The organism is Siccibacter turicensis LMG 23730 (genome assembly GCF_000463155.2).
Taxonomy (GTDB): Bacteria; Pseudomonadota; Gammaproteobacteria; order Enterobacterales; family Enterobacteriaceae; genus Siccibacter; species Siccibacter turicensis.
Genome location: NZ_AWFZ01000006.1, coordinates 12577 through 32512, shown reverse-complemented (window position 1 = coordinate 32512; position 19936 = coordinate 12577). Strand labels below are relative to the sequence as shown.

Here is a 19936-nt window from a genome sequence, read left to right as displayed (position 1 = left end):
TGTCCCTTCAGGCATTTTGCGTTTGAGAAAGTCGTCCGGCGGCCTTTGCGCGCCGTAAATGTATCAGCCCGGCCGTATCCAGCAGCCAGTACAGCAGCTTCGCCAGCATCAGACAGGCACCGAAGACCAGCATAAAGAACACGACCCTGGAGACGAAGGAGTCGAGCCCTTCGCGCGCCAGCACGATCATGTTGAAAATGGCGCCAAAGCAGAAGCTGTGCAGGATCGCGGCCTTATAGCGGTTTTCTTCGGTGATGCCGCGCACGTAGAGCCAGTCGAACCATTTAATGATAAGCCCGACCGCCACCGCGCCCAGCGGAATAAACCATACGCCGCCCATCACCACCAGCGAGCCGATAAGCGTCGGCGAAATTGCCAGTCCGGAGTGGTTATTCAGCACTTCCCAGGTGAAGTAGTTTGCCGTGTTTAGCACCAGGTTCGGCCGGTCAGGCCACACCCAGCTTGGGATAAACACGTAAAAATCGCGCGCAATGGGCGCCAGCCCCTGGAAATCAATTTTGTCGTAGTTATTGAGCAGCAGGGCGAGGTTTTCCCACGGGGAGAAGGTGTCACGCGTCAGGTAGAGGAAGGTGTAGAACGCCTCATCGCCCTGCACGTCCAGTCCGTAGCGCTTCAGCGCCAGCCAGAACATCCCGACAATACCAAATACCCCGGCAGCCACCAGCATCCAGAGCGAAATCCAGCCGCGGATAATCCCGATGAACAGGAAAATAGCGAACGCGATGATAATGTTGGCGCGCGTACCGCCGACGATCATATAGGTCAACAGGCCAAACGCTACGGTACTGACGAGGAAGAATATCCAGCTGCGCGAGTCCTGCTTCAGGAAGTAGATCACCAGCATCGCGGGAATAAAGAAATAGAAGAAGCGCTTAAGCGCCACGCCCGAGACGTCGCTGGAGAAAATCTGGCTGTAGGAGTGCAGGCGGAACAGCAGGAAGCCGTTATGCATGAAGAAGATACCGACGCTCACCAGCGCCACCGTCGCCAGCATCACCCACGTCAGATGGGTCTCTACCCGGTTCATGGTGAAGATCGGTTTGCGCGGTTCGCCGGTCGCCCTGGCCCGCAGCCGGGTCTTGTAGGTGACGTAGTAGATACCGTAAAAACAGGTCGCCGCCAGCAGCGCCTGCATCAGCACCTCCGCAGGCACCACCGCCACATCAAAGCGGAACACCAGAATGCTGGTTAACGGGAAGCCGAAGAAAAACGTCAGTAAAAACAGCAGCGAGAAGAAGACGTTAAAGTTAAAGCGCACGCGGCGGAACTCAAACCACGTTAGCGTGCCGATGAACAGCGACGCCAGCAGCCATATCAGAAATAGTCCACTAAATTGCAACAGGCTCATGCGTGCTCTCCCGCCGCGATACGCAGCGCCGCATCCCATCCGGTCAGATAGTTGGGTTTGAAGAAGGCGATCTGGCTGAGGTCAACCTCACGCAGCTGGCGCTGTGCTTCCCGGACAACGGCTTCCGTCAGCGTATCGCCGGTAAACAGCACCGGAATATGCTGTTCGACCATATCCTGCCAGAACGGGTTTTCCCGGCTTAACACACAGGGCACGCCCGCCTGAATCAGCAGACACAGCGTGCCAATCCCCTGCTGGCGGGCAAAAATGAAGTAGCCCAGATCGCAGCGGCGAAGCAGCGCCAGGTAGGCGGTAAACTCCAGCTTTTCGCGCAGAATTTGCAGACGGCCATCGCTGAACAGCGCCTGTCCGGCCTGCTCAACCTCGTTGATATACGCCTCATTACCGCTGGGATACCCCATCGGCACCACCACGTTTACGCGGTCGCCAAACTGCTGGTGTACCGCACGCAGCGCGGCGATGTGCTCATTACTGCGATCGCCGGAGTTCCCTACCAGCACCGTCAGCGGCCCTTCCGGCTGGCGCGTTTGCGCGACGCCGTTTAGCGTCGTGTCCATGCGGGTCGGGAAATAGAGCAGCGACCCCGGCACCTGCGGATGGCGCCGGGCAAACCAGGCAAGATCGCCGCGCGTGGCAAACACATGTCCTACGCGCCCCTGCGCCAGACGGCGCAGATGATAAAAGAGGCGGAATTTCAGGCTGCGCGACACCTCGTAGAGATCGGCGCCCCAGATATGCCAGCTCATCTGCGACCGCTTAAGCCCGCCGGTCAGCAACGCTATCCACAGCGTGGTATTGAACTGACCGTGGAAAAAGAAACGCTGCGCACGGTCGGCGCGTGCCAGCGCGATAACCGCCTGGGCCAGCGCTTTTTTGGTGGGATAGCGGCGCACGTCAAGGGCCGGATAAGTGCTATCCAGCGACGAATCGGTCGTTACCACCATAAAGGTACGCGCGTGAGCACCGCTGGCTGCCAGTTCATCGTTGAAGAACCGGAGCACGGTCTGGTTATGGTGTGGGATATCCGATCCCAGGATGTGAATCAGTGCAGTCATGCCCGTCTACGCCAGAGTAAAAACACGCCACAGCAAAGGGCGAAATAGATAATATAGGTTGCCATGTAGGCCTGCGCCGCACCCTGCGCGCCGTGTAGCGGGATCAGGTAGTACGCAAACCCGGAAAGCAGTGCAAACTGGGTCACCTCAGCGAGCACGTAAAACCGCAGCGACGCTTTGGCAATCACCAGATAGCCGAAGACATAGGCGCCGACTTTCAGCACGTCCCCCACCAGCTGCCAGGCAAACAGATCGCGCATCGCGGTGAATTTTTCGGAAAACAGCAGCCAGATAGCCACATCGCGCAGCAGCCAGACGGCAAAGCTTGCTGCCGCCACCGCCGGTAGCACAAACCTGAGCGACTTTATCAGCTCGCGGCTGATGTCTGCTTTTTCCTTGAGTCGTGACAGCGTCGGCAGCAGATACACGGTAAATGAGGCGGTGATGAACTGCAGATAGGCATCCGAGATGCTGCTTACGCCCTGCCAGATCCCCACGTCATCCCAGCTATAGTGCGCCGCCAGCTGGTTTCGCATCATCACGTACGCGACCGGCATGGTCACGGCCGTGATCAACGCCATGACGGTAAACTTACCGAGGTGCCCCGCCAGCTCGCCGTTCCAGGAGGGCTTCAGGAAGCCCAGCGGCACGCGTCCGCGCTTCATCAGCACCGCCATTGCCGGGATCACCACCAGCGCCGGCACCAGCGCCAGGCCAAGCAGTGCGCCTTCATAGCCGCCGACGCGATAACACAGATAGTACGCCGCCACGCCGATAATGCTGCCGCTAATCAGGGCAAACGCGTTGCCGGAAGCATCCCGGAAGCCTTTTACAATCGCCAGCGCCAGGTTGGCCCAAGCGATGCCCATCTGCACCAGCGCGACCAGCCGTACCAGCCCCTGATAATCATCATGACCGAACAGCGCCACGCTGATGGGCTGGGCTGCCAGCAGGAAAATCACCGCCAGCAGCGTGGAAAAACCAAGCACCATCGCGCTTGCCGTGCCAAGCACCCGACGCAGCGCGTCGGGCGAGGCGTGATGCTCTGCCACAAGCTTAGTGACGCCGTTGAATATCCCGGCGCCTGCCAGCACGCCGAGTACCGTCACCAGCTGCCTGAAGTTACCGGCCTGGCCGACGCCTGATGGCCCAAAGGATACCGCCAGCAGCTTAACGACCAGTAAACCAGCCGCAATTTTTACCAGCGTGGACGCGGCGGTCCACACCGATGCCTTCGCCAGCGACATATCAGGCGAAGAAATTGAGGATGGTATTGATCACGGTCCGCTGGTTCACCGACGCCAGGTTGTAGAACAGCGGCAGGCGCACCAGACGCTCGCTCTCACGGGTGGTAAAGCGATCGTCGCCGTGGAACGTACCGAATTTTTCACCGGCCGGGCAGCTGTGCAGCGGGATGTAATGGAACACCGCCATGATCTCCGCCTCTTTCAGCCAGGCGATAAAGTTTGAACGGTCTTCCACATCGCGCAGCTTGATGTAAAACATGTGCGCGTTCTGCTGACAGTCGTCCGGCACCGACGGCAGCTCAATGCGGCCCGCTTTCGCCAGCGGCGTCAGCGCATCGTAATAGGTCTGCCACAGCGACAGGCGCTGGGCATTGATGCGCTCGGCGGCTTCAAGCTGCGCCCACAGGTATGCCGCCTGCAGATCGGACATCAAATAGCTCGAGCCAATATCACGCCAGGTGTATTTATCCACCTGGCCGCGGAAGAACTGGCTGCGGTTGGTGCCTTTCTCACGCACGATTTCGGCACGTTCGATCAGCGCGCGGTCGTTGATCAGGGTCGCGCCCCCTTCCCCACCCGCGGTGTAGTTCTTGGTTTCGTGGAAGCTAAAGCAGCCAATATGGCCGATGGAGCCCAGCGCGCGGCCTTTGTAGGTCGACATCACGCCCTGCGCGGCATCTTCTACCACGAACAGATCGTGTTTTTTGGCAATCGCCATGATGGTGTCCATTTCGCAGGCAACGCCGGCGTAATGGACCGGCACGATGGCGCGGGTTTTATCGGTAATAGCCGCTTCGATGCGCGTTTCGTCAATGTTCATGGTATCCGGACGGATGTCGACAAAGACGATTTTTGCACCGCGCAGCACAAAGGCGTTGGCCGTCGACACAAAGGTGTAGCTCGGCATGATCACTTCATCGCCCGGCTGGATATTCAGCAGGATGGCGGCCATTTCCAGCGATGCGGTGCAGGACGGGGTAAGCAGCACTTTTGCACTGCCGAACCGCTGCTCCATCCACTGCTGGCAGCGGCGGGTAAAACCACCGTCGCCGCACAGCTTGCCGCTACCCATTGCGGAGTGCATATAGTCAAGTTCGGTACCGACAACCGGCGGCGCGTTAAATGGGATCATGTTTTCACCTGTATAACCAGTAAGCGGTGCTCTCTATCGTGGCACCACTTTGAATATAACGACGCAACGCGGCGGTATTACCCACCTGGGTCGCAACCCGAAGCGTGCCGATGGCGCGTTTTTCACACCACAGGCGTGCGGCAAGCATCAGCGAGGCGCCGATGCCGCGCCCGGCCAGCAGGCCTATACGCGCTTCCTGTTCGTTCAACTGCCGCAGCGAGACAAAGCCGCTGATACCACCATCCGGAGCGCGTGCGACCAGACACTCATGGTCGTACCGACCGCGCACCGCGTTTTCAATCCACTGCGCATAAAACTTTCCGCTGGCATCAGGCGGATACCAGGGCGCGCGAAAGCGGCTCTGGGCAAAGACCGTCGCCGCCTGCTGGCGTAGCGCCGGAATATCGCTCTCCTGCGCCACGGCAAGGCCGGGATCGTCACTGGCATCAGCGCCATTCACCGGCAGCACCAGATCGACATCCCCTTCCACCAGTTGAAAACCGAGCTGCTGTAAGCCATCGAGCAGATCGCTCCGGGCAGCCGGCACTTTAGCCTGTACGCGCTCGAACGCGGCTAATTGCGCCACGCTTAACGCCGCGGCGGAATCAGAGAAACGGACAATACCGCTGCGGAGGCCGAAAAAGTCGCTTTCCCAGGCGAGGGGTTCAATACTGGCGAGGACGGGCACGCAGTAGCTCCTTAAGATAGGTGCCATAGCTGGTTTTGCTGAGCGCCTCGGCGGCCTGCATGACCTCTTCATCCGTCATCCAGCCGTTACGCCAGCCGATCTCTTCCAGACAGGCAATCTTAAAGCCCTGACGCTTTTCCACCGTCTGCACGAACTGGCTCGCTTCGATCAGGCTATCGTGGGTGCCGGTGTCCAGCCAGGCGAAACCGCGCCCGAGCAGCTCAACGGTCAGCTTGCCGTCGTCGAGGTACATCTGATTAATGGCCGTGATCTCAAGTTCGCCGCGGGCGGAGGGCTTAACGCGCTTCGCGTATTCCACGACCTTGCTGTCATAGAAATAGAGGCCGGTCACCGCCCAGTTAGATTTAGGCTGGGTTGGTTTTTCTTCCAGCGAAATGGCCTGGAAAGCGTCGTTAAACTCCACCACGCCAAAACGTTCAGGGTCCATAACCTGATAACCGAATACCGTGGCACCCTCCTGACGCGCTGCAACATGGCGCAGCTTCGGGCTGAATGATTGCCCGAAGAAGATGTTATCGCCCAGCACCAGACAGGACGGCTCCCCTGCCAGAAAGCTTTCACCGATGATAAACGCCTGCGCCAGTCCGTCCGGGCTGGGCTGCTCGGCATAGTGCAGTTCAATACCAAACGCGGAGCCGTCGCCGAGCAGGCGCTGATAGGCAGCCTTATCTTCCGGCGTGGTGATAATCAGGATTTCGCGAATGCCAGCGAGCATCAGCACCGACAGCGGATAGTAGATCATCGGCTTGTCGTAGATGGGCAGAAGCTGTTTTGACACCCCACGGGTAATGGGGTGTAAACGGGTACCAGACCCGCCGGCCAGGATAATACCTTTCATACGCATCTCCTTCGGGCGTCAGCCCTTCAGACCAAGGCGTTCGCCCTGATAGCTGCCATCCAGCACCTGCTTCCACCAGGCCTCGTTATCGAGATACCACTGCACGGTTTTACGCAGCCCGCTTTCAAAGGTTTCTGCCGGACGCCAGCCCAGTTCGCGTTCGATTTTGGAGGCATCAATGGCGTAACGCAGATCGTGACCGGGGCGGTCGGTAACAAAGGTCACCAGGTCTTTATAGTGGGCCACGCCATCAGGCTTCTGCGGCACCAGCTCTTCGAGCAGGTCACACAGCGTCATGACCACGTCGAGGTTTTTCTGCTCGTTATGGCCGCCGATGTTATAGGTTTCGCCGCACTGGCCTTCGGTTGCCACCAGATAGAGCGCCCGGGCGTGATCTTCCACGTATAACCAGTCGCGGATCTGCTGGCCGTTGCCATACACCGGCAGCGGTTTACCGGCCAGCGCGTTGAGGATCATCAGCGGAATGAGTTTTTCCGGGAAATGATAGGGCCCGTAGTTGTTGGAGCAGTTGGTGACCAGCGTCGGTAAGCCGTAGGTGCGCAGCCAGGCGCGAACCAGATGATCGCTGCCCGCTTTCGACGCGGAATAGGGGCTGCTCGGGGCGTAGGGGGTGGTTTCCGTAAAGAAATCGTCCGTACCGTGCAGATCGCCAAACACTTCGTCGGTGGAGATATGGTGGAACCGGAAAGCCGCCTTTTCTTCAGCAGCCAGCGCATTCCAGTAGTGACGCGCCGCTTCCAGCAGGGTGTACGTACCCACGATGTTGGTTTCAATAAACGCGGCCGGCCCGTCAATGGAGCGGTCTACGTGGCTTTCTGCCGCGAGGTGCATAACCACGTCCGGCTGATAGCGGGCGAACACGTCATCCAGCGCTGCGCGGTCGCAAATATCAACCTGCTCGAAGGCAAAACGGTCGCTGTCAGAGACCGGCGTCAATGAATTCAGGTTTCCGGCGTAGGTCAGTTTATCGACCACCACCGCGCGGTCGGCGGTATTACGGATGATGTGCCTGACAACGGCCGAACCGATAAAGCCCGCGCCGCCGGTGACAAGTATCGTTCTCAACGCCAGACTCCTTTGGTGTCAACGATCCATTGCTGCTCAACCTGCGCGCCATCGATCGCCCGGAACTGACTGTGATCCACTAGCATAACCAGCACATCCGCCTGAGCGAGAGCCTCATCCAGCGAGACCAGCGTGCTGCTGTCTGCAAGTTTGGCAGGCAGCGCGTGAATATTGGGCTCTACGACCAGCGTTTCGCCGCTGTGCCACTGCGCCACGCTCGCCGCTATCTCCATCGCCGGGCTTTCACGCAGGTCATCGATATTGGGTTTAAACGCCAGGCCAAAGCAGGCGATTTTGACATCGCTGGCCCGTTTTCCGCTGGCGGTCAGACAATCAGCGACCATCGCTTTCACCTGGTTGAGTACCCAGTGTGGTTTGTGATCGTTAACTTCACGCGCGGTACGGATCAGGCGAGCCTGCTGCGGGTTTTGCGCCACGATGAACCAGGGGTCGACGGCGATGCAGTGGCCGCCCACACCAGGCCCCGGCTGCAGGATATTCACGCGAGGATGACGATTCGCCAGACGAATCAGTTCCCAGACGTTAATTCCCTGATCGGCACAGATCAGCGACAGTTCGTTAGCAAAGGCGATATTGACGTCGCGGAAGCTGTTTTCCGTCAGCTTGCACATTTCGGCAGTGCGCGCGTTCGTTACCACGCACTCACCTTCGAGGAAAATGTTGTAGAGCTCGCTGGCGCGCGCCGAGCAGACCGGGGTCATGCCGCCAATCACGCGATCGTTTTTAATCAGTTCAACCATCACCTGGCCTGGCAGGACACGTTCCGGGCAGTAGGCCACGTTGATGTCCGCCGCGTCGCCGGCCTGCTGCGGGAAGCTGAGATCGGTACGCAGCGCGGCAAGCCACTCTGCCATCTGCTCGGTGGCGCCGACCGGCGAGGTAGACTCCAGAATTACCAGCGCGCCTTTTTTCAGCACCGGTGCGATGGATTCCGCCGCCGCTTTCACGTAGGCCATATCGGGTTCGTGATCGCCCTTAAACGGCGTTGGCACAGCAATCAGGTAAGCGTCAGCCTCAACCGGACGGGTGCTGGCCGTCAGGAATCCTCCTTCGACCGCCGCTCTGACCACCTTATCCAGATCCGGCTCGACGATATGGATGTCGCCGCGGTTGATGGTGTCGATGGCGTGCTGGTTAATATCAATACCCACCACGTTTTTCTGGCGCGACGCGAACGCCGCAGCGGTCGGCAGGCCGATGTAGCCCAGGCCAATCACAGAGATGGTCGAAAAACTCATAGCATTACCCGATTGTTTTTAAGTGCGTACAAAATGCGTTCACAAGCCTGCCCATCGCCATACGGGTTGTGGGCATGGCTCATCGCCTGATATTCCTGCTCGTCATTCAGCAGCCGGTTTACTTCCGCGACAATGCGCGCACTGTCGGTGCCTACCAGGCGCACCGTACCGGCTTTTACCGCTTCCGGGCGCTCTGTGGTTTCACGCATCACCAGAACCGGTTTACCAAGCGACGGCGCCTCCTCCTGGATACCACCGGAGTCGGTAAGAATGAGCCAGGCATGGTTCATCAGCCAGACGAACGGCAGGTAATCCTGAGGTTCGATCAGCGTTACGTTATCCACATGACCGAGGATGCGATTCACCGGCTCACTGACGTTCGGATTGAGGTGTACCGGGTAAACAATCTGAACATTGCTGTTATTACCCGCGATCTCCGCCAGTGCGTGGCAAATTTGCTCGAAACCACGACCAAAGCTTTCGCGGCGATGCCCGGTCACCAGAATCAGTTTCTTGTCGTTCGATAAGAACGGGTATCGCTCACTCAACTGCGTGCGCAGCGCGTCGTCTGCCAGTACCCGGTTACGGACCGTAATCAGGGCATCGATAACGGTGTTCCCGGTAACGAAGATGCGCTTTTCCGCCACGTTTTCTTTGATTAAGTTCTGGCGAGAGTTTTCCGTCGGCGCAAAGTGATACATCGCCAGATGACCGGTCAGCGTGCGGTTAGCTTCTTCAGGCCACGGCGAGTAGAGATCCCCTGTACGCAGCCCCGCTTCTACGTGGCCGACCGGAATACGCTGGTAAAACGCGGCCAGGCTGGTGGCGATAGTTGTGGTGGTATCACCATGAACCAGCACCACATCGGGTTTGAACGACTCGAGGATCGGTTTTAATCCTTCCAGGATGCGACAGGTAATCTCTGTCAGCCCCTGCCCAGGTTTCATGATATTGAGATCGTAATCAGGCACGATAGAAAAAAGATGCAGCACCTGGTCGAGCATCTCGCGATGCTGCGCCGTGACGCAGACTCTGGCCTCAAAGAATGAGTCCTGGGCCAGGGCATGAACCAGCGGAGCCATTTTGATGGCTTCAGGACGCGTGCCAAAAACGGTAAGTACTTTCACAACGTTTCTCTTTAGTTAGATGACGAGGACACGTCATGTTGCCCTCGTCTTAAGACAGCGTTGTTACGCAGGACGCCGGCGGCTGAGTGCCACACCAGCACCTATCAGCGCCCCAACCGTTCCCCACATAATCATCAGGAACGCGCGACGGGGACTGTCGCGTTTAACCGGTTCTTCCGGTGTACGCAGATAGCGGTAGGTCTGAAAACGCGGATCGAGCGTTGGTCCAACGTTTAACGTCGACAGCATCGCGCGATTCTGATCGTAATCGATATCAAAGGAGGGTCCGACGGCCTGGAGGTTTTCCAGACGCGCCTGCAGCAGCGGGCGACCCAGCATGAAGAGCTCAGAATCCGGGAGCTCCTCCGCGGGAGTATCCGTCTCGCTGCGGGAGATGTTCTGCTGCTCGGCGATCTTCAGCCCCTGCTGGATGCTGTTCACCTTACGATCGTAGATCGCTTTCGCTACCGCTTCCTGACGTTTCACCTGCGCTTTCATCTGAATCGTACGGGCAGCCCAGGCGCCTTTTAACTCATCGTTGAGATGGCTTGCCGCGCGTTCGCTGGCGAACGCCACATACTGACGCAGCAGGTTGTTGGCGTCCGGTGCGGTTTCCGCAATCAGCCTGACGTTATCGTTCAGATTGCGTGTCGCATCGCCTACCGTAAACTGGATGTTGTCGATTAACTCATCCAGCAGAGCAGCGTCAGCTTTGTTATTGCCCACTTTACGCTGCTTGTAGTAGTCAGTTTGCAGCCAGAAATCCCGGCGGGTGTCCCATGCCGAGAGCTGCATAATGAACTCTTTATAGGCATCGTCCATAACCGAAGGCTGATCCACCGGCGCGAGCTCGGCCTTAACATCAAGATTGCGCAAAAACTGCTGCTGCGAATAGTACCCGCCGAGCATGTTCACCGTGGGGCGATCGGTGATCGCGGTTGAACTCCATTCCTGCTTTGCCAGGAAAGTGTAAACCAGTGCGATGAGGGCAAACAGCACCGCAATGCCGACAATCCAGAACTTGCCTGCCCACAAAGTACGAAACAGACCTCGAATATCCAGTTCGTTATCTACTACAGCCGGTTGTGCTCCTGGCAATTGTTGTTTCATCACTTCCCCAGGTGTTATTTGGTTAAGGGTGGATTATTTTTACTGTTACGGCGCATACGGCGTTTCACGCGCTTGATGAAGCGAGCCACTTTCCATGCGCGCTTGATGCACCAGCCATAGAGAAGAAAAGCAAGCAAGAATAGTGCCAACATTACCCATTCTGGCACAACTCCTGAATATTCTGCCGCTACGCCTATCCCTGCCAGAATAGCCGCTGCCAGCGTAATTAGCACAAATGCCTGACGAGACGTGAAGCCGGCTCGCATAATCAAATGGTGAATGTGCTGTCTGTCGGGGGAGAAGGGGCTCATGCCCTTACGCAGGCGTCGATACATGATGGCAATCATATCCATCAGCGGTATGGCGATAAGCCAGAGCGCGGTGACCGGGCTGATAGGGTGGGTTTTGCCCTGCGTGGTTTCGAGCAGGATCCAGATAACGGTAAAGCCGATAAGCGTACTGCCGGCGTCGCCCATAAAGACTTTATAGCGTCGCCCCAGCGCACCCAGATTCAGAAGAATATAAGGAAGGATGGCGGCAATCATGGCGAAACTCCACAGTGCCAGGCTCTGCTGCCCGTCAAACCACAGAATCATGCCCATCGCACCGAAGGTCACGCAGGAGAGACCGCCTAACAGGCCATCTATACCATCCACCATATTAAAGGCGTTGATCGCAGCCCAGACGGCGAACAGTGTAAGGAAATAGCCGAAAGGCCCTAACACCATTTCCCACGGACCGAGGATGTAGCCGAGGCTTTTCAGATAAAGCCCACCCACCGCCATCATAACGATCCCGATGCCTGCCTGAATGGTGGCACGGATTTTTACGCTGATATCGTAGCGGTCGTCCAGCGCACCAATGAACACCAGGACGCCAGCACACATCAGATAAAGTGAAGCGTGGGGAATATAGTAGTCAGCAATGGCAAAGGTGAAGCAAATACCGGCAAAGACGGAAATCCCGCCCACCAGCGGTATTAACCCCTGATGACGTTTTCGGAAGTTAGGCTTATCAACTAAACCAATTTTTTTAGCCACTTTACGGGCGAAAAAAAGAAATAGGGTTGTGAACAGAAAGATACCAATCAGCTCAGTACCAGCGGTGAGTAAATTCACAATGCGCGCTCTCTGGAAAAGGTATGTCCCGGTGAAGTATAACTGTGACGCCCTTACTCCAGAAGGGTCGCCACCTCTCATCCATGAACAGTTTGTTTATAATTCAACCAATTATGGGTAATACAACAGGTCGTTACCCGGCAGTCCGTCGCCATGTTGCCGTAATGATGCGGCTACAGATCTATAGCGTATATTCTAAAACGAAAAACGCCACGTCAAAGCGTGGCGTTCCCCGAGTTTCTTTATATTACGAGCGTTTCATCATGTCAAAAAACTCGTCGTTGGTCTTGGTCATGGCCAACTTATTAATAAGGAATTCCATCGCGTCGATTTCACCCATCGGGTGAATGATTTTACGCAGGATCCACATTTTCTGCAGCTCTTCCTGGGTGGTCAGCAGCTCTTCTTTACGGGTACCGGAACGGTTGTAGTCGATAGCCGGGAAGACGCGTTTTTCAGCGATCTTACGAGAGAGATGCAGCTCCATGTTACCGGTGCCTTTGAACTCTTCGTAGATAACTTCATCCATTTTAGAGCCGGTATCGATAAGCGCGGTCGCGATGATGGTCAGGCTGCCGCCCTCTTCAACGTTACGTGCCGCACCGAAGAAGCGCTTCGGACGATGCAGGGCGTTCGCATCCACACCACCGGTCAGTACTTTACCTGACGCAGGAACCACGGTGTTGTAGGCACGAGCCAGACGGGTGATGGAGTCGAGCAGAATGATAACGTCTTTCTTGTGCTCAACCAGGCGCTTGGCCTTCTCGATCACCATCTCGGCAACCTGGACGTGGCGGGAAGCCGGTTCGTCAAAGGTTGAGGCCACAACTTCGCCTTTTACCAGACGCTGCATCTCGGTCACTTCTTCCGGACGTTCGTCGATCAGCAGAACCATCAGGACGCAGTCCGGGTGGTTATAGGCGATGCTCTGGGCGATGTTCTGCAGCAGCATGGTTTTACCGGCTTTCGGCGGTGCCACGATGAGGCCACGCTGACCACGTCCGATTGGCGATGCCAGATCCAGCACGCGTGCGGTCAGGTCTTCGGTCGATCCGTTGCCGCGCTCCATACGCAGACGTGAGTTTGCGTGCAGCGGCGTCAGGTTTTCAAACAGGATCTTGTTACGCGCGTTCTCAGGTTTGTCGTAGTTAACTTCATTAACTTTCAGCAGCGCAAAATAACGTTCGCCTTCTTTCGGCGGGCGAATCTTACCGGAGATAGTATCCCCTGTGCGGAGGTTGAAGCGGCGGATTTGGCTGGGAGAAACGTAGATATCATCGGGACCGGCGAGGTAGGAGCTGTCTGCGGAGCGGAGGAAACCAAATCCATCCTGCAGTATCTCCAGCACACCGTCGCCAAAGATATCTTCGCCACTCTTAGCGTGCTGCTTCAGGATGGCAAAAATGATGTCCTGTTTGCGCATACGGGCCAGGTTTTCCAGCCCCATATTTTCGCCGAGAGTGATCAGCTCAGAAACCGGCGTATTCTTCAATTCGGTAAGATTCATAATGGTGGGTTCTTAAACTCGGGGTAAATCTCGAACTAATTCGTGTGAATGGTATGGCAGGGTCATCCATGCCTGTTTAACGGTCATCTGCTCATGCTTTGCGCTGCCTGGTCATTGGAAAAACGCAGAACTGAAACGACAAAACGGATTGAGTGATGAGCCAGGAATCTCACTTCTGCCTTATCAGCAGTGGTGCTGACAGTATGACGGTAGAAGTCTGGGCTAAAACAAGATTCAAACTACAAGATATGTTTACAACGAAGTCAAAGTTAAGTTAGCACGACTGGCGCCGGGCGTCCAGCGGTCCCCTGAATTTAGGAACGCTGCACGCACCGGCAAGAGAATTTCTTACGCCAGGTTGGCGTCGAGGAACTCTTTCAGCTGGCCTTTAGACAGCGCACCGACTTTGGTCGCCGCGACTTCACCATTTTTGAACAGCAGCAGAGTCGGGATGCCGCGGATGCCGTATTTCGGCGCGGTGCCCGGGTTCTGGTCAATGTTCAGTTTGGCAACAGTCAGTTTGCCCTGATATTCATCAGCGATTTCATCCAGAATCGGGGCGATCATTTTGCATGGACCGCACCACTCTGCCCAGAAATCAACGAGAATCAACCCATCAGCTTTTAGCACGTCCGTGTCGAAACTGTCGTCAGTCAGGTGAATAATTTTATCGCTCATATATAACTCCACAGGAATAAGCCTGGCTTGTTGGTAAAGAAGAGGCTGGTAACCCGTGTACCACACTCGTTACGCCGGCGTTCTGGTTAAAACAGCATCGCGAAACATCATAATATGGCACAGTCTAACCAACAAAAGGTTGACTTTATTTCAACGGATAAGCTTTCGTAAAGCAATAGTTAGCTGATATTCTACCGCACTATGAGCAAAACACACTTGACTGAACAGAAGTTTGCCGACTTCGCCCTGCACGCAAAAGTAATTGAAGCCCTTGAAAAGAAAGGCTTCCATAACTGCACGCCCATTCAAGCATTGGCGCTTCCGCTGACCCTGGCAGGACGTGACGTTGCGGGGCAGGCGCAAACCGGTACCGGCAAAACGATGGCGTTTTTGACGTCAACGTTTCACTACTTACTCTCTCACCCGGCTGATGAAAACCGTCAGGTGAATCAACCGCGCGCCCTGATCATGGCGCCAACCCGTGAACTGGCCGTACAAATTCACGCCGACGCTGAACCGCTGGCGGAAGCGACCGGTCTGAAAATCGGGCTTGCTTACGGTGGCGATGGCTACGATAAGCAGCTGAAAGTGCTGGAAAGCGGCGTCGATATTCTGATCGGCACCACGGGCCGTCTCATCGATTACACCAAGCAGAACCACGTTAACCTCGGCGCTATCCAGGTTGTGGTGCTGGACGAAGCGGATCGCATGTACGATCTCGGCTTTATCAAAGACATTCGCTGGTTGTTCCGTCGTATGCCGCCGGTAACGCAGCGTCTGAACATGCTGTTCTCGGCCACGCTCTCCTGGCGCGTACGTGAACTGGCGTTCGAACAGATGAACAATGCCGAATACGTGGAAGTCGAGCCGGAGCAGAAAACCGGTCACCGTATTCAGGAAGAGCTGTTCTACCCGTCCAACGAAGAAAAAATGCGCCTGTTGCAGACCCTCATCGAAGAAGAGTGGCCGGACCGCGCGATTATTTTCGCTAACACCAAGCACCGCTGCGAAGACATCTGGGGCCACCTGGCCGCTGACGGCCATCGCGTTGGTCTGCTGACCGGTGACGTTGCCCAGAAAAAACGCCTGCGTATTCTGGATGAGTTCACCCGTGGCGATATCGATATCCTCGTGGCAACGGACGTCGCCGCACGTGGCCTGCATATCCCGGCCGTGACGCACGTCTTTAACTACGACCTGCCGGATGACTGCGAAGACTACGTTCACCGCATTGGCCGTACCGGTCGTGCTGGCGCAAGCGGTCACTCCATCAGCCTGGCCTGTGAAGAGTACGCGCTCAACCTGCCGGCTATCGAGACCTATATTGGCCACTCTATTCCGGTGAGCAAATACAATCCGGAAGCGCTACTGAGCGAGCTGCCGCCGCCAAAACGTCTGGCACGTCCGCCGCGCTCCGGTAATGGCCCCCGTCGTTCAGGACCGCCACGCAACCGTCGCCGCACAGGTTAAGAAACACTATGCACAGCTCCGCCTCGTTGTACGCCGCTATTGATCTGGGTTCGAATAGTTTTCATATGCTGGTGGTACGCGAGGTGGCTGGCAGCATCCAGACACTGACCCGCATTAAACGCAAAGTGCGTCTGGCCGCCGGGCTGGACCACGAAAATCATCTTTCTCAGGAAGCGATGGAGCGTGGCTGGCAGTGTCTGCGCCTTTTCGCAGAACGTCTGCAGGATCTCCCCCCCGCCCATATTCGCGTTGTCGCGACCGCCACGCTGCGTCTGGCCGTGAATGCCGGGCAATTCCTTGAGCAGGCCCACGCTATTCTTGGCTGTCCGGTGCAGGTCATCAGCGGCGAAGAGGAAGCGAGCCTGATCTATCAGGGCGTGGCGCATACCACCGGCGGTTCTGACAAACGCCTGGTGGTGGATATCGGCGGGGCAAGCACCGAGCTGGTTACCGGCAATGGGGCGCAAACCACCGCGCTGTTCAGTCTCTCGATGGGCTGCGTCACCTGGCTTGAGCGCTTCTTCACCGACCGTAATCTCGAACAGGCCAGTTTTGACGCAGCGGAGCAGGCGGCGCGCGAGGTCATTCGTCCGGTCGTCGGTGCGCTGCGACAACAGGGCTGGGAAGCCTGCGTTGGCGCGTCCGGTACCGTGCAGGCGCTCCAGGAAATTATGATGGCGCAGGGAATGGATGAACGCATTACCCTCGCCAAGCTCCAGCAGTTAAAGCAGCGCGCCATTCAGTGCGGTCGCCTGGAAGAGCTGGAAATCGAAGGTTTAACCCTGGAGCGCGCGCTGGTTTTCCCAAGCGGCCTGGCGATCCTGATTGCCATCTTTACCGAGCTGGATATCGCCTGTATGACGCTGGCCGGTGGGGCGCTGCGCGAAGGGCTGCTCTACGGCATGCTGCATCTGCCGGTGGATCTGAATATTCGTGCCCGTACGCTGCACAACGTTCAGCACCGCTTCATGATCGACACGCGCCAGGCGAGCCGGGTTGCCCAGCTTGCGGTGCGTTTTGCCGATGACGTGACGCAGTCCTGGGATCTTGACGCGTTTTGCCGGGAAATGCTGAAAAATGCCTGTGAACTTCACGAGATGGGACTCAGCGTTGATTTCAAACAGGCGCCGCTTCACGCCGCCTGGCTGGTCCGCAATCTCGATCTGCCTGGCTTTACGCCGGCGCAGAAAAAGCTGCTGGCCACGCTGCTGCTCAACCAGACCAATACCATCGATATCGCCTCCCTGCATCAGCAAAACGCGGTGCCGCCGCGCATTGCCGAACGGCTTTGTCGCCTGCTGCGCCTCGCGATTCTGTTCTCCAACCGTCGCCGCGACGACGCCCTGCCAGCGGTAACGCTCACGGCGGAAGGCGAGACGCTGCACGTTACGCTCCCGACGAACTGGCTGGCGGAGCATCCGCTTGGTAAAGAGCTCCTGACCCAGGAAACGCTGTGGCAGAGCTACGTCCACTGGCCGCTGGACGTTAACTAAAAAAAACGGCACGCCTCAGGCATGCCGTTTCTCACCGTTCTCACACCCGTCAGGCGCTTTTATCGCGCGCTTTTGCCAGCATCGCCCGGATGTTCGCCACGTTTGCCTGCCCTTTATGCATTCGCTCCTCGGCGGAAACCACCTTACGCTCGGTTTCCCACTCCAGATCGTCCTGCGGCAGCTCAAGCAGGAAACGGCTGGGCTCCGGACGCACCAGCTCGCCGTACTGACGACGCTCTTTGCACAGGGTGAAAAACAGCTCTTTCTGCGCGCGCGTGATGCCAACATAGGCCAGACGGCGCTCTTCTTCGATGTTGTCCTCGTCGATACTGCTCTGGTGCGGGAGCAGCCCCTCTTCCATACCGACTAAAAACACGTACGGGAATTCAAGACCCTTCGAGGCGTGCAGCGTCATCAGCTGAACCTGATCCAGCTCTTCGTCGCTCTCGCCGCGCTCCATCATATCGCGCAGCGTGAAGCGGGTGACAACCTGGGTCAGGGTCATCGGCTCATCAAGATCGGTGCCTTCCAGCATTTCGGTCATCCAGCTGAACAGCTGATTGACGTTCTTCATGCGCATTTCAGCCGCCTTCGGGCTGGGCGAGGTTTCGTAGAGCCAGGATTCGTAGTCGACGCCGCGGATGAGATCCCGCACCGCGGCCACCGGCTCGCGCTCCGCCAGCTGCGCGATCTCGCCCAGCCAGTGGGTGAAGCGGGTCAGCGACTCATAGCCGCGCCCGGTGAGCGTCTGACTCAGCCCCATATCGAAACTCGCGGCAAACAGTCCTTTATTACGCTGCATCGCCCACTCGCCGAGTTTCTGTAGCGTCGCCGGGCCAATCTCCCGTTTTGGCGTATTAACAATACGCAGAAAAGCGCTGTCGTCGTCCGGATTGGTCAGCACGCGCAGATAGGCGAGCAGATCTTTGATTTCCGGACGCGAGAAGAACGACGTGCCGCCGGAGATACGGTACGGGATGCGGTTCTGCATCAGGAACTTCTCAAATACCCGCGACTGGTGGTTTCCGCGATACAGGATGGCGTAATCCTTATACTGCGTCTTATTAATGAAGTGATGCGCGATAAGCTCCCCGGTCACGCGTTCCGCCTCATGCTCTTCATGATTTGCGGTCAGCACTTTCAGCACCGAACCGTAGCCCAGCTCCGAAAACAGGCGTTTTTCGAACACGTGCGGGTTGTTCGCGATGAGGATGTTCGCCGCTTTCAGAATACGGCCCGAGGAGCGGTAGTTCTGCTCAAGCTTAATCACCTGCAGGGCCGGAAAATCCTGGTTAAGCAGCACCAGGTTCTGCGGACGCGCACCACGCCACGAGTAGATCGACTGGTCGTCGTCCCCCACCACCGTAAAGCGCGCCCGGTTGCCCACCAGCAGCTTCACCATTTCGTACTGGCTGGTGTTGGTGTCCTGATACTCATCCACCAGCAGATAGCGAATGCGGTTCTGCCAGCGTTCGCGCACCTCTTCGTTGCGCTGCAACAGCAGCGTCGGCAGGGCGATGAGATCGTCGAAATCCAGCACGTTACAGGCTTTCAGGTGCGCATCATATAGGCCGAAGCAGTGCGCGAAAATGCGGTCGCGTTCGCCTTTTGCCTGGGCGGCCGCCTGCGCGGGCGTCAGCAGATCGTTCTTCCAGTTGGAGATGGTGGAAAGCAGCTGCTGTAAAACGGCCTTATCGTTTTCGATAATGTTTTCGGTGAGCTCTTTAATAAGCGCCATCTGGTCGGTGTCATCGAACAACGAAAAGTTCGATTTCATCCCCAGCGCGGCAAACTCACGCTTGATGATTTCAAGGCCCAGGGTATGGAACGTCGAGATCATCAGCCCGCGCGCCTCTTTGCGCCCCAGCGTCTGCCCCACGCGCTCTTTCATCTCGCGTGCCGCCTTGTTGGTAAAGGTGACCGCCGCGATATGGCGCGCCTGATAGCCGCAGCCGCGGATCAAATGGGCAATTTTATTGGTGATAACGCGGGTTTTGCCCGAGCCAGCGCCCGCCAGGACCAGGCAGGGTCCGGTAACAAATTCGACGGCTTGTTGTTGGCCAGGATTTAAACGCATAAGGTCGCTCGATGAAGGTCAGAAAAAAGGCGTGTCCCCCTCAGGCGGTACTGAAGTACGACGGGGAAAAAGAGCGTGGTAGTATAGCCAGCGTAATCCATCCCACTCAAGGCACGATCATGGCAAAAACCGCGGCAGCAATGCATATCCTTGTTAAAGAAGAAAAATTGGCGCACGACCTGCTGGAGCAAATCCGCAACGGCGGCGACTTCGAGAAGCTGGCTAAAAAGCACTCTACCTGCCCGTCAGGCAAAAAGGGCGGTCACCTTGGTGAATTCCGTCAGGGTCAGATGGTACCCGCTTTCGATAAAGTGGTGTTCTCGTGCCCGGTGCTGGAGCCAACCGGCCCGCTGCATACCCAGTTCGGCTATCACATCATCAAGGTGCTGTACCGTAACTAATAAAAAGGCCTTCTCTGAGAGAAGGCCTTTTTGCTTCTGTGCGGCTGGCGTTTGCGACTGGGGTGTATGAACGCCGCCAACGCCGCTACGGGTCAAAAGAGGACGGGCTCAACTATTCCCCTAAGTATTTTGGCCTGCAGCAAGGCGGCAAGAGAGTACATCCCCAGGAGCATAGAAAACTATGTGACTGGGGTGTATGAGCGCCGCCAACGCCGCTGCGGGTCAAAAGACGACGGGGA

Annotated in this window: 17 protein-coding genes; 3 read left to right on the top strand and 14 right to left on the bottom strand. The window is 57.0% G+C overall.

Features of this window, described 5'->3' with window-relative positions:
• Nucleotides 1-7: 7 nt before the first annotated feature.
• The 13 genes from wzyE to trxA all read right to left on the bottom strand — a co-directional run bounded on the left by wzyE (nt 8) and on the right by trxA (nt 14256).
• On the bottom strand, nt 8-1369 hold the full coding sequence (gene wzyE / locus DW58_RS00915) for an ECA oligosaccharide polymerase (RefSeq protein ID WP_024549447.1): 1362 nt from the start codon (nt 1367-1369) through the stop codon (nt 8-10).
• Nucleotides 1366-2445, bottom strand: coding sequence for a TDP-N-acetylfucosamine:lipid II N-acetylfucosaminyltransferase (locus tag DW58_RS00910; RefSeq protein WP_024549446.1), 1080 nt, complete (start codon nt 2443-2445; stop codon nt 1366-1368). Before DW58_RS00910 ends, wzyE begins: the two co-directional genes overlap by 4 nt.
• On the bottom strand, nt 2442-3692 hold the full coding sequence (wzxE, locus tag DW58_RS00905) for a lipid III flippase WzxE (RefSeq protein WP_024549445.1): 1251 nt from the start codon (nt 3690-3692) through the stop codon (nt 2442-2444). The genes DW58_RS00910 and wzxE overlap by 4 nt, the downstream gene beginning before the upstream one ends.
• Before the next feature lies 1 nt (nt 3693).
• Nucleotides 3694-4824, bottom strand: coding sequence for a dTDP-4-amino-4,6-dideoxygalactose transaminase (gene rffA, locus DW58_RS00900; protein WP_024549444.1), 1131 nt, complete (start codon nt 4822-4824; stop codon nt 3694-3696).
• A 4-nt stretch (nt 4825-4828) separates the two neighbouring features.
• The gene (gene rffC / locus DW58_RS00895) at nt 4829-5512 is read right to left on the bottom strand and encodes a dTDP-4-amino-4,6-dideoxy-D-galactose acyltransferase (RefSeq protein ID WP_024549443.1); all 684 of its coding nucleotides are present in this window, start codon (nt 5510-5512) and stop codon (nt 4829-4831) included.
• Nucleotides 5490-6371, bottom strand: a complete 882-nt coding sequence (gene rfbA, locus DW58_RS00890) for a glucose-1-phosphate thymidylyltransferase RfbA (RefSeq protein WP_024549442.1) — start codon at nt 6369-6371, stop codon at nt 5490-5492. Before rfbA ends, rffC begins: the two co-directional genes overlap by 23 nt.
• Nucleotides 6372-6389: 18 nt before the next feature.
• A complete protein-coding gene (rffG, locus tag DW58_RS00885; protein ID WP_024549441.1) occupies nt 6390-7457 on the bottom strand; it encodes a dTDP-glucose 4,6-dehydratase in 1068 nt (355 codons plus the stop codon).
• The gene (gene wecC, locus DW58_RS00880; RefSeq protein WP_024549440.1) at nt 7454-8716 is read right to left on the bottom strand and encodes a UDP-N-acetyl-D-mannosamine dehydrogenase; all 1263 of its coding nucleotides are present in this window, start codon (nt 8714-8716) and stop codon (nt 7454-7456) included. Before wecC ends, rffG begins: the two co-directional genes overlap by 4 nt.
• Entirely contained in the window at nt 8713-9843 is a 1131-nt protein-coding gene (wecB, locus tag DW58_RS00875) for a non-hydrolyzing UDP-N-acetylglucosamine 2-epimerase (protein ID WP_024549439.1), read from the bottom strand. The genes wecC and wecB overlap by 4 nt, the downstream gene beginning before the upstream one ends.
• 63 nt (nt 9844-9906) lie before the next feature.
• Nucleotides 9907-10953 (bottom strand): ECA polysaccharide chain length modulation protein, encoded by a 1047-nt coding sequence (gene wzzE / locus DW58_RS00870; protein ID WP_024549438.1) that lies wholly within the window; start codon nt 10951-10953, stop codon nt 9907-9909.
• Nucleotides 10954-10967: 14 nt separating this feature from the next.
• Complete coding sequence (wecA, locus tag DW58_RS00865) at nt 10968-12071, bottom strand: UDP-N-acetylglucosamine--undecaprenyl-phosphate N-acetylglucosaminephosphotransferase (RefSeq protein ID WP_024549437.1); 1104 nt, start codon at nt 12069-12071, stop codon at nt 10968-10970.
• 247 nt (nt 12072-12318) lie between these two features.
• The gene (rho, locus tag DW58_RS00860; protein WP_023479599.1) at nt 12319-13578 is read right to left on the bottom strand and encodes a transcription termination factor Rho; all 1260 of its coding nucleotides are present in this window, start codon (nt 13576-13578) and stop codon (nt 12319-12321) included.
• 348 nt (nt 13579-13926) lie between these two features.
• Nucleotides 13927-14256 carry a thioredoxin TrxA gene (gene trxA / locus DW58_RS00855; protein WP_006179218.1) on the bottom strand — a complete coding sequence of 110 codons (330 nt, stop codon included), beginning with the start codon at nt 14254-14256 and terminating at the stop codon, nt 13927-13929.
• A 201-nt stretch (nt 14257-14457) separates the two neighbouring features.
• Here trxA and rhlB point away from each other — a divergent pair, with 201 nt between their 5' ends.
• Both rhlB and gppA read left to right on the top strand, forming a co-directional pair.
• Complete coding sequence (rhlB, locus tag DW58_RS00850; RefSeq protein ID WP_024549436.1) at nt 14458-15726, top strand: ATP-dependent RNA helicase RhlB; 1269 nt, start codon at nt 14458-14460, stop codon at nt 15724-15726.
• 8 nt (nt 15727-15734) lie between these two features.
• Nucleotides 15735-17219, top strand: coding sequence for a guanosine-5'-triphosphate,3'-diphosphate diphosphatase (gene gppA, locus DW58_RS00845; protein WP_024549435.1), 1485 nt, complete (start codon nt 15735-15737; stop codon nt 17217-17219).
• A 49-nt stretch (nt 17220-17268) separates the two neighbouring features.
• Here gppA and rep read toward each other — a convergent pair whose 3' ends face one another.
• A complete protein-coding gene (gene rep / locus DW58_RS00840) occupies nt 17269-19296 on the bottom strand; it encodes a DNA helicase Rep (protein WP_024549434.1) in 2028 nt (675 codons plus the stop codon).
• A gap of 119 nt (nt 19297-19415) precedes the next feature.
• Between rep and ppiC the strand changes: the two genes are divergently transcribed.
• Nucleotides 19416-19697: a peptidylprolyl isomerase PpiC gene (gene ppiC, locus DW58_RS00835; RefSeq protein ID WP_024549433.1), complete on the top strand. Its 282-nt coding sequence runs from the start codon at nt 19416-19418 to the stop codon at nt 19695-19697.
• The last annotated feature ends 239 nt before the right edge of the window (nt 19698-19936 follow it).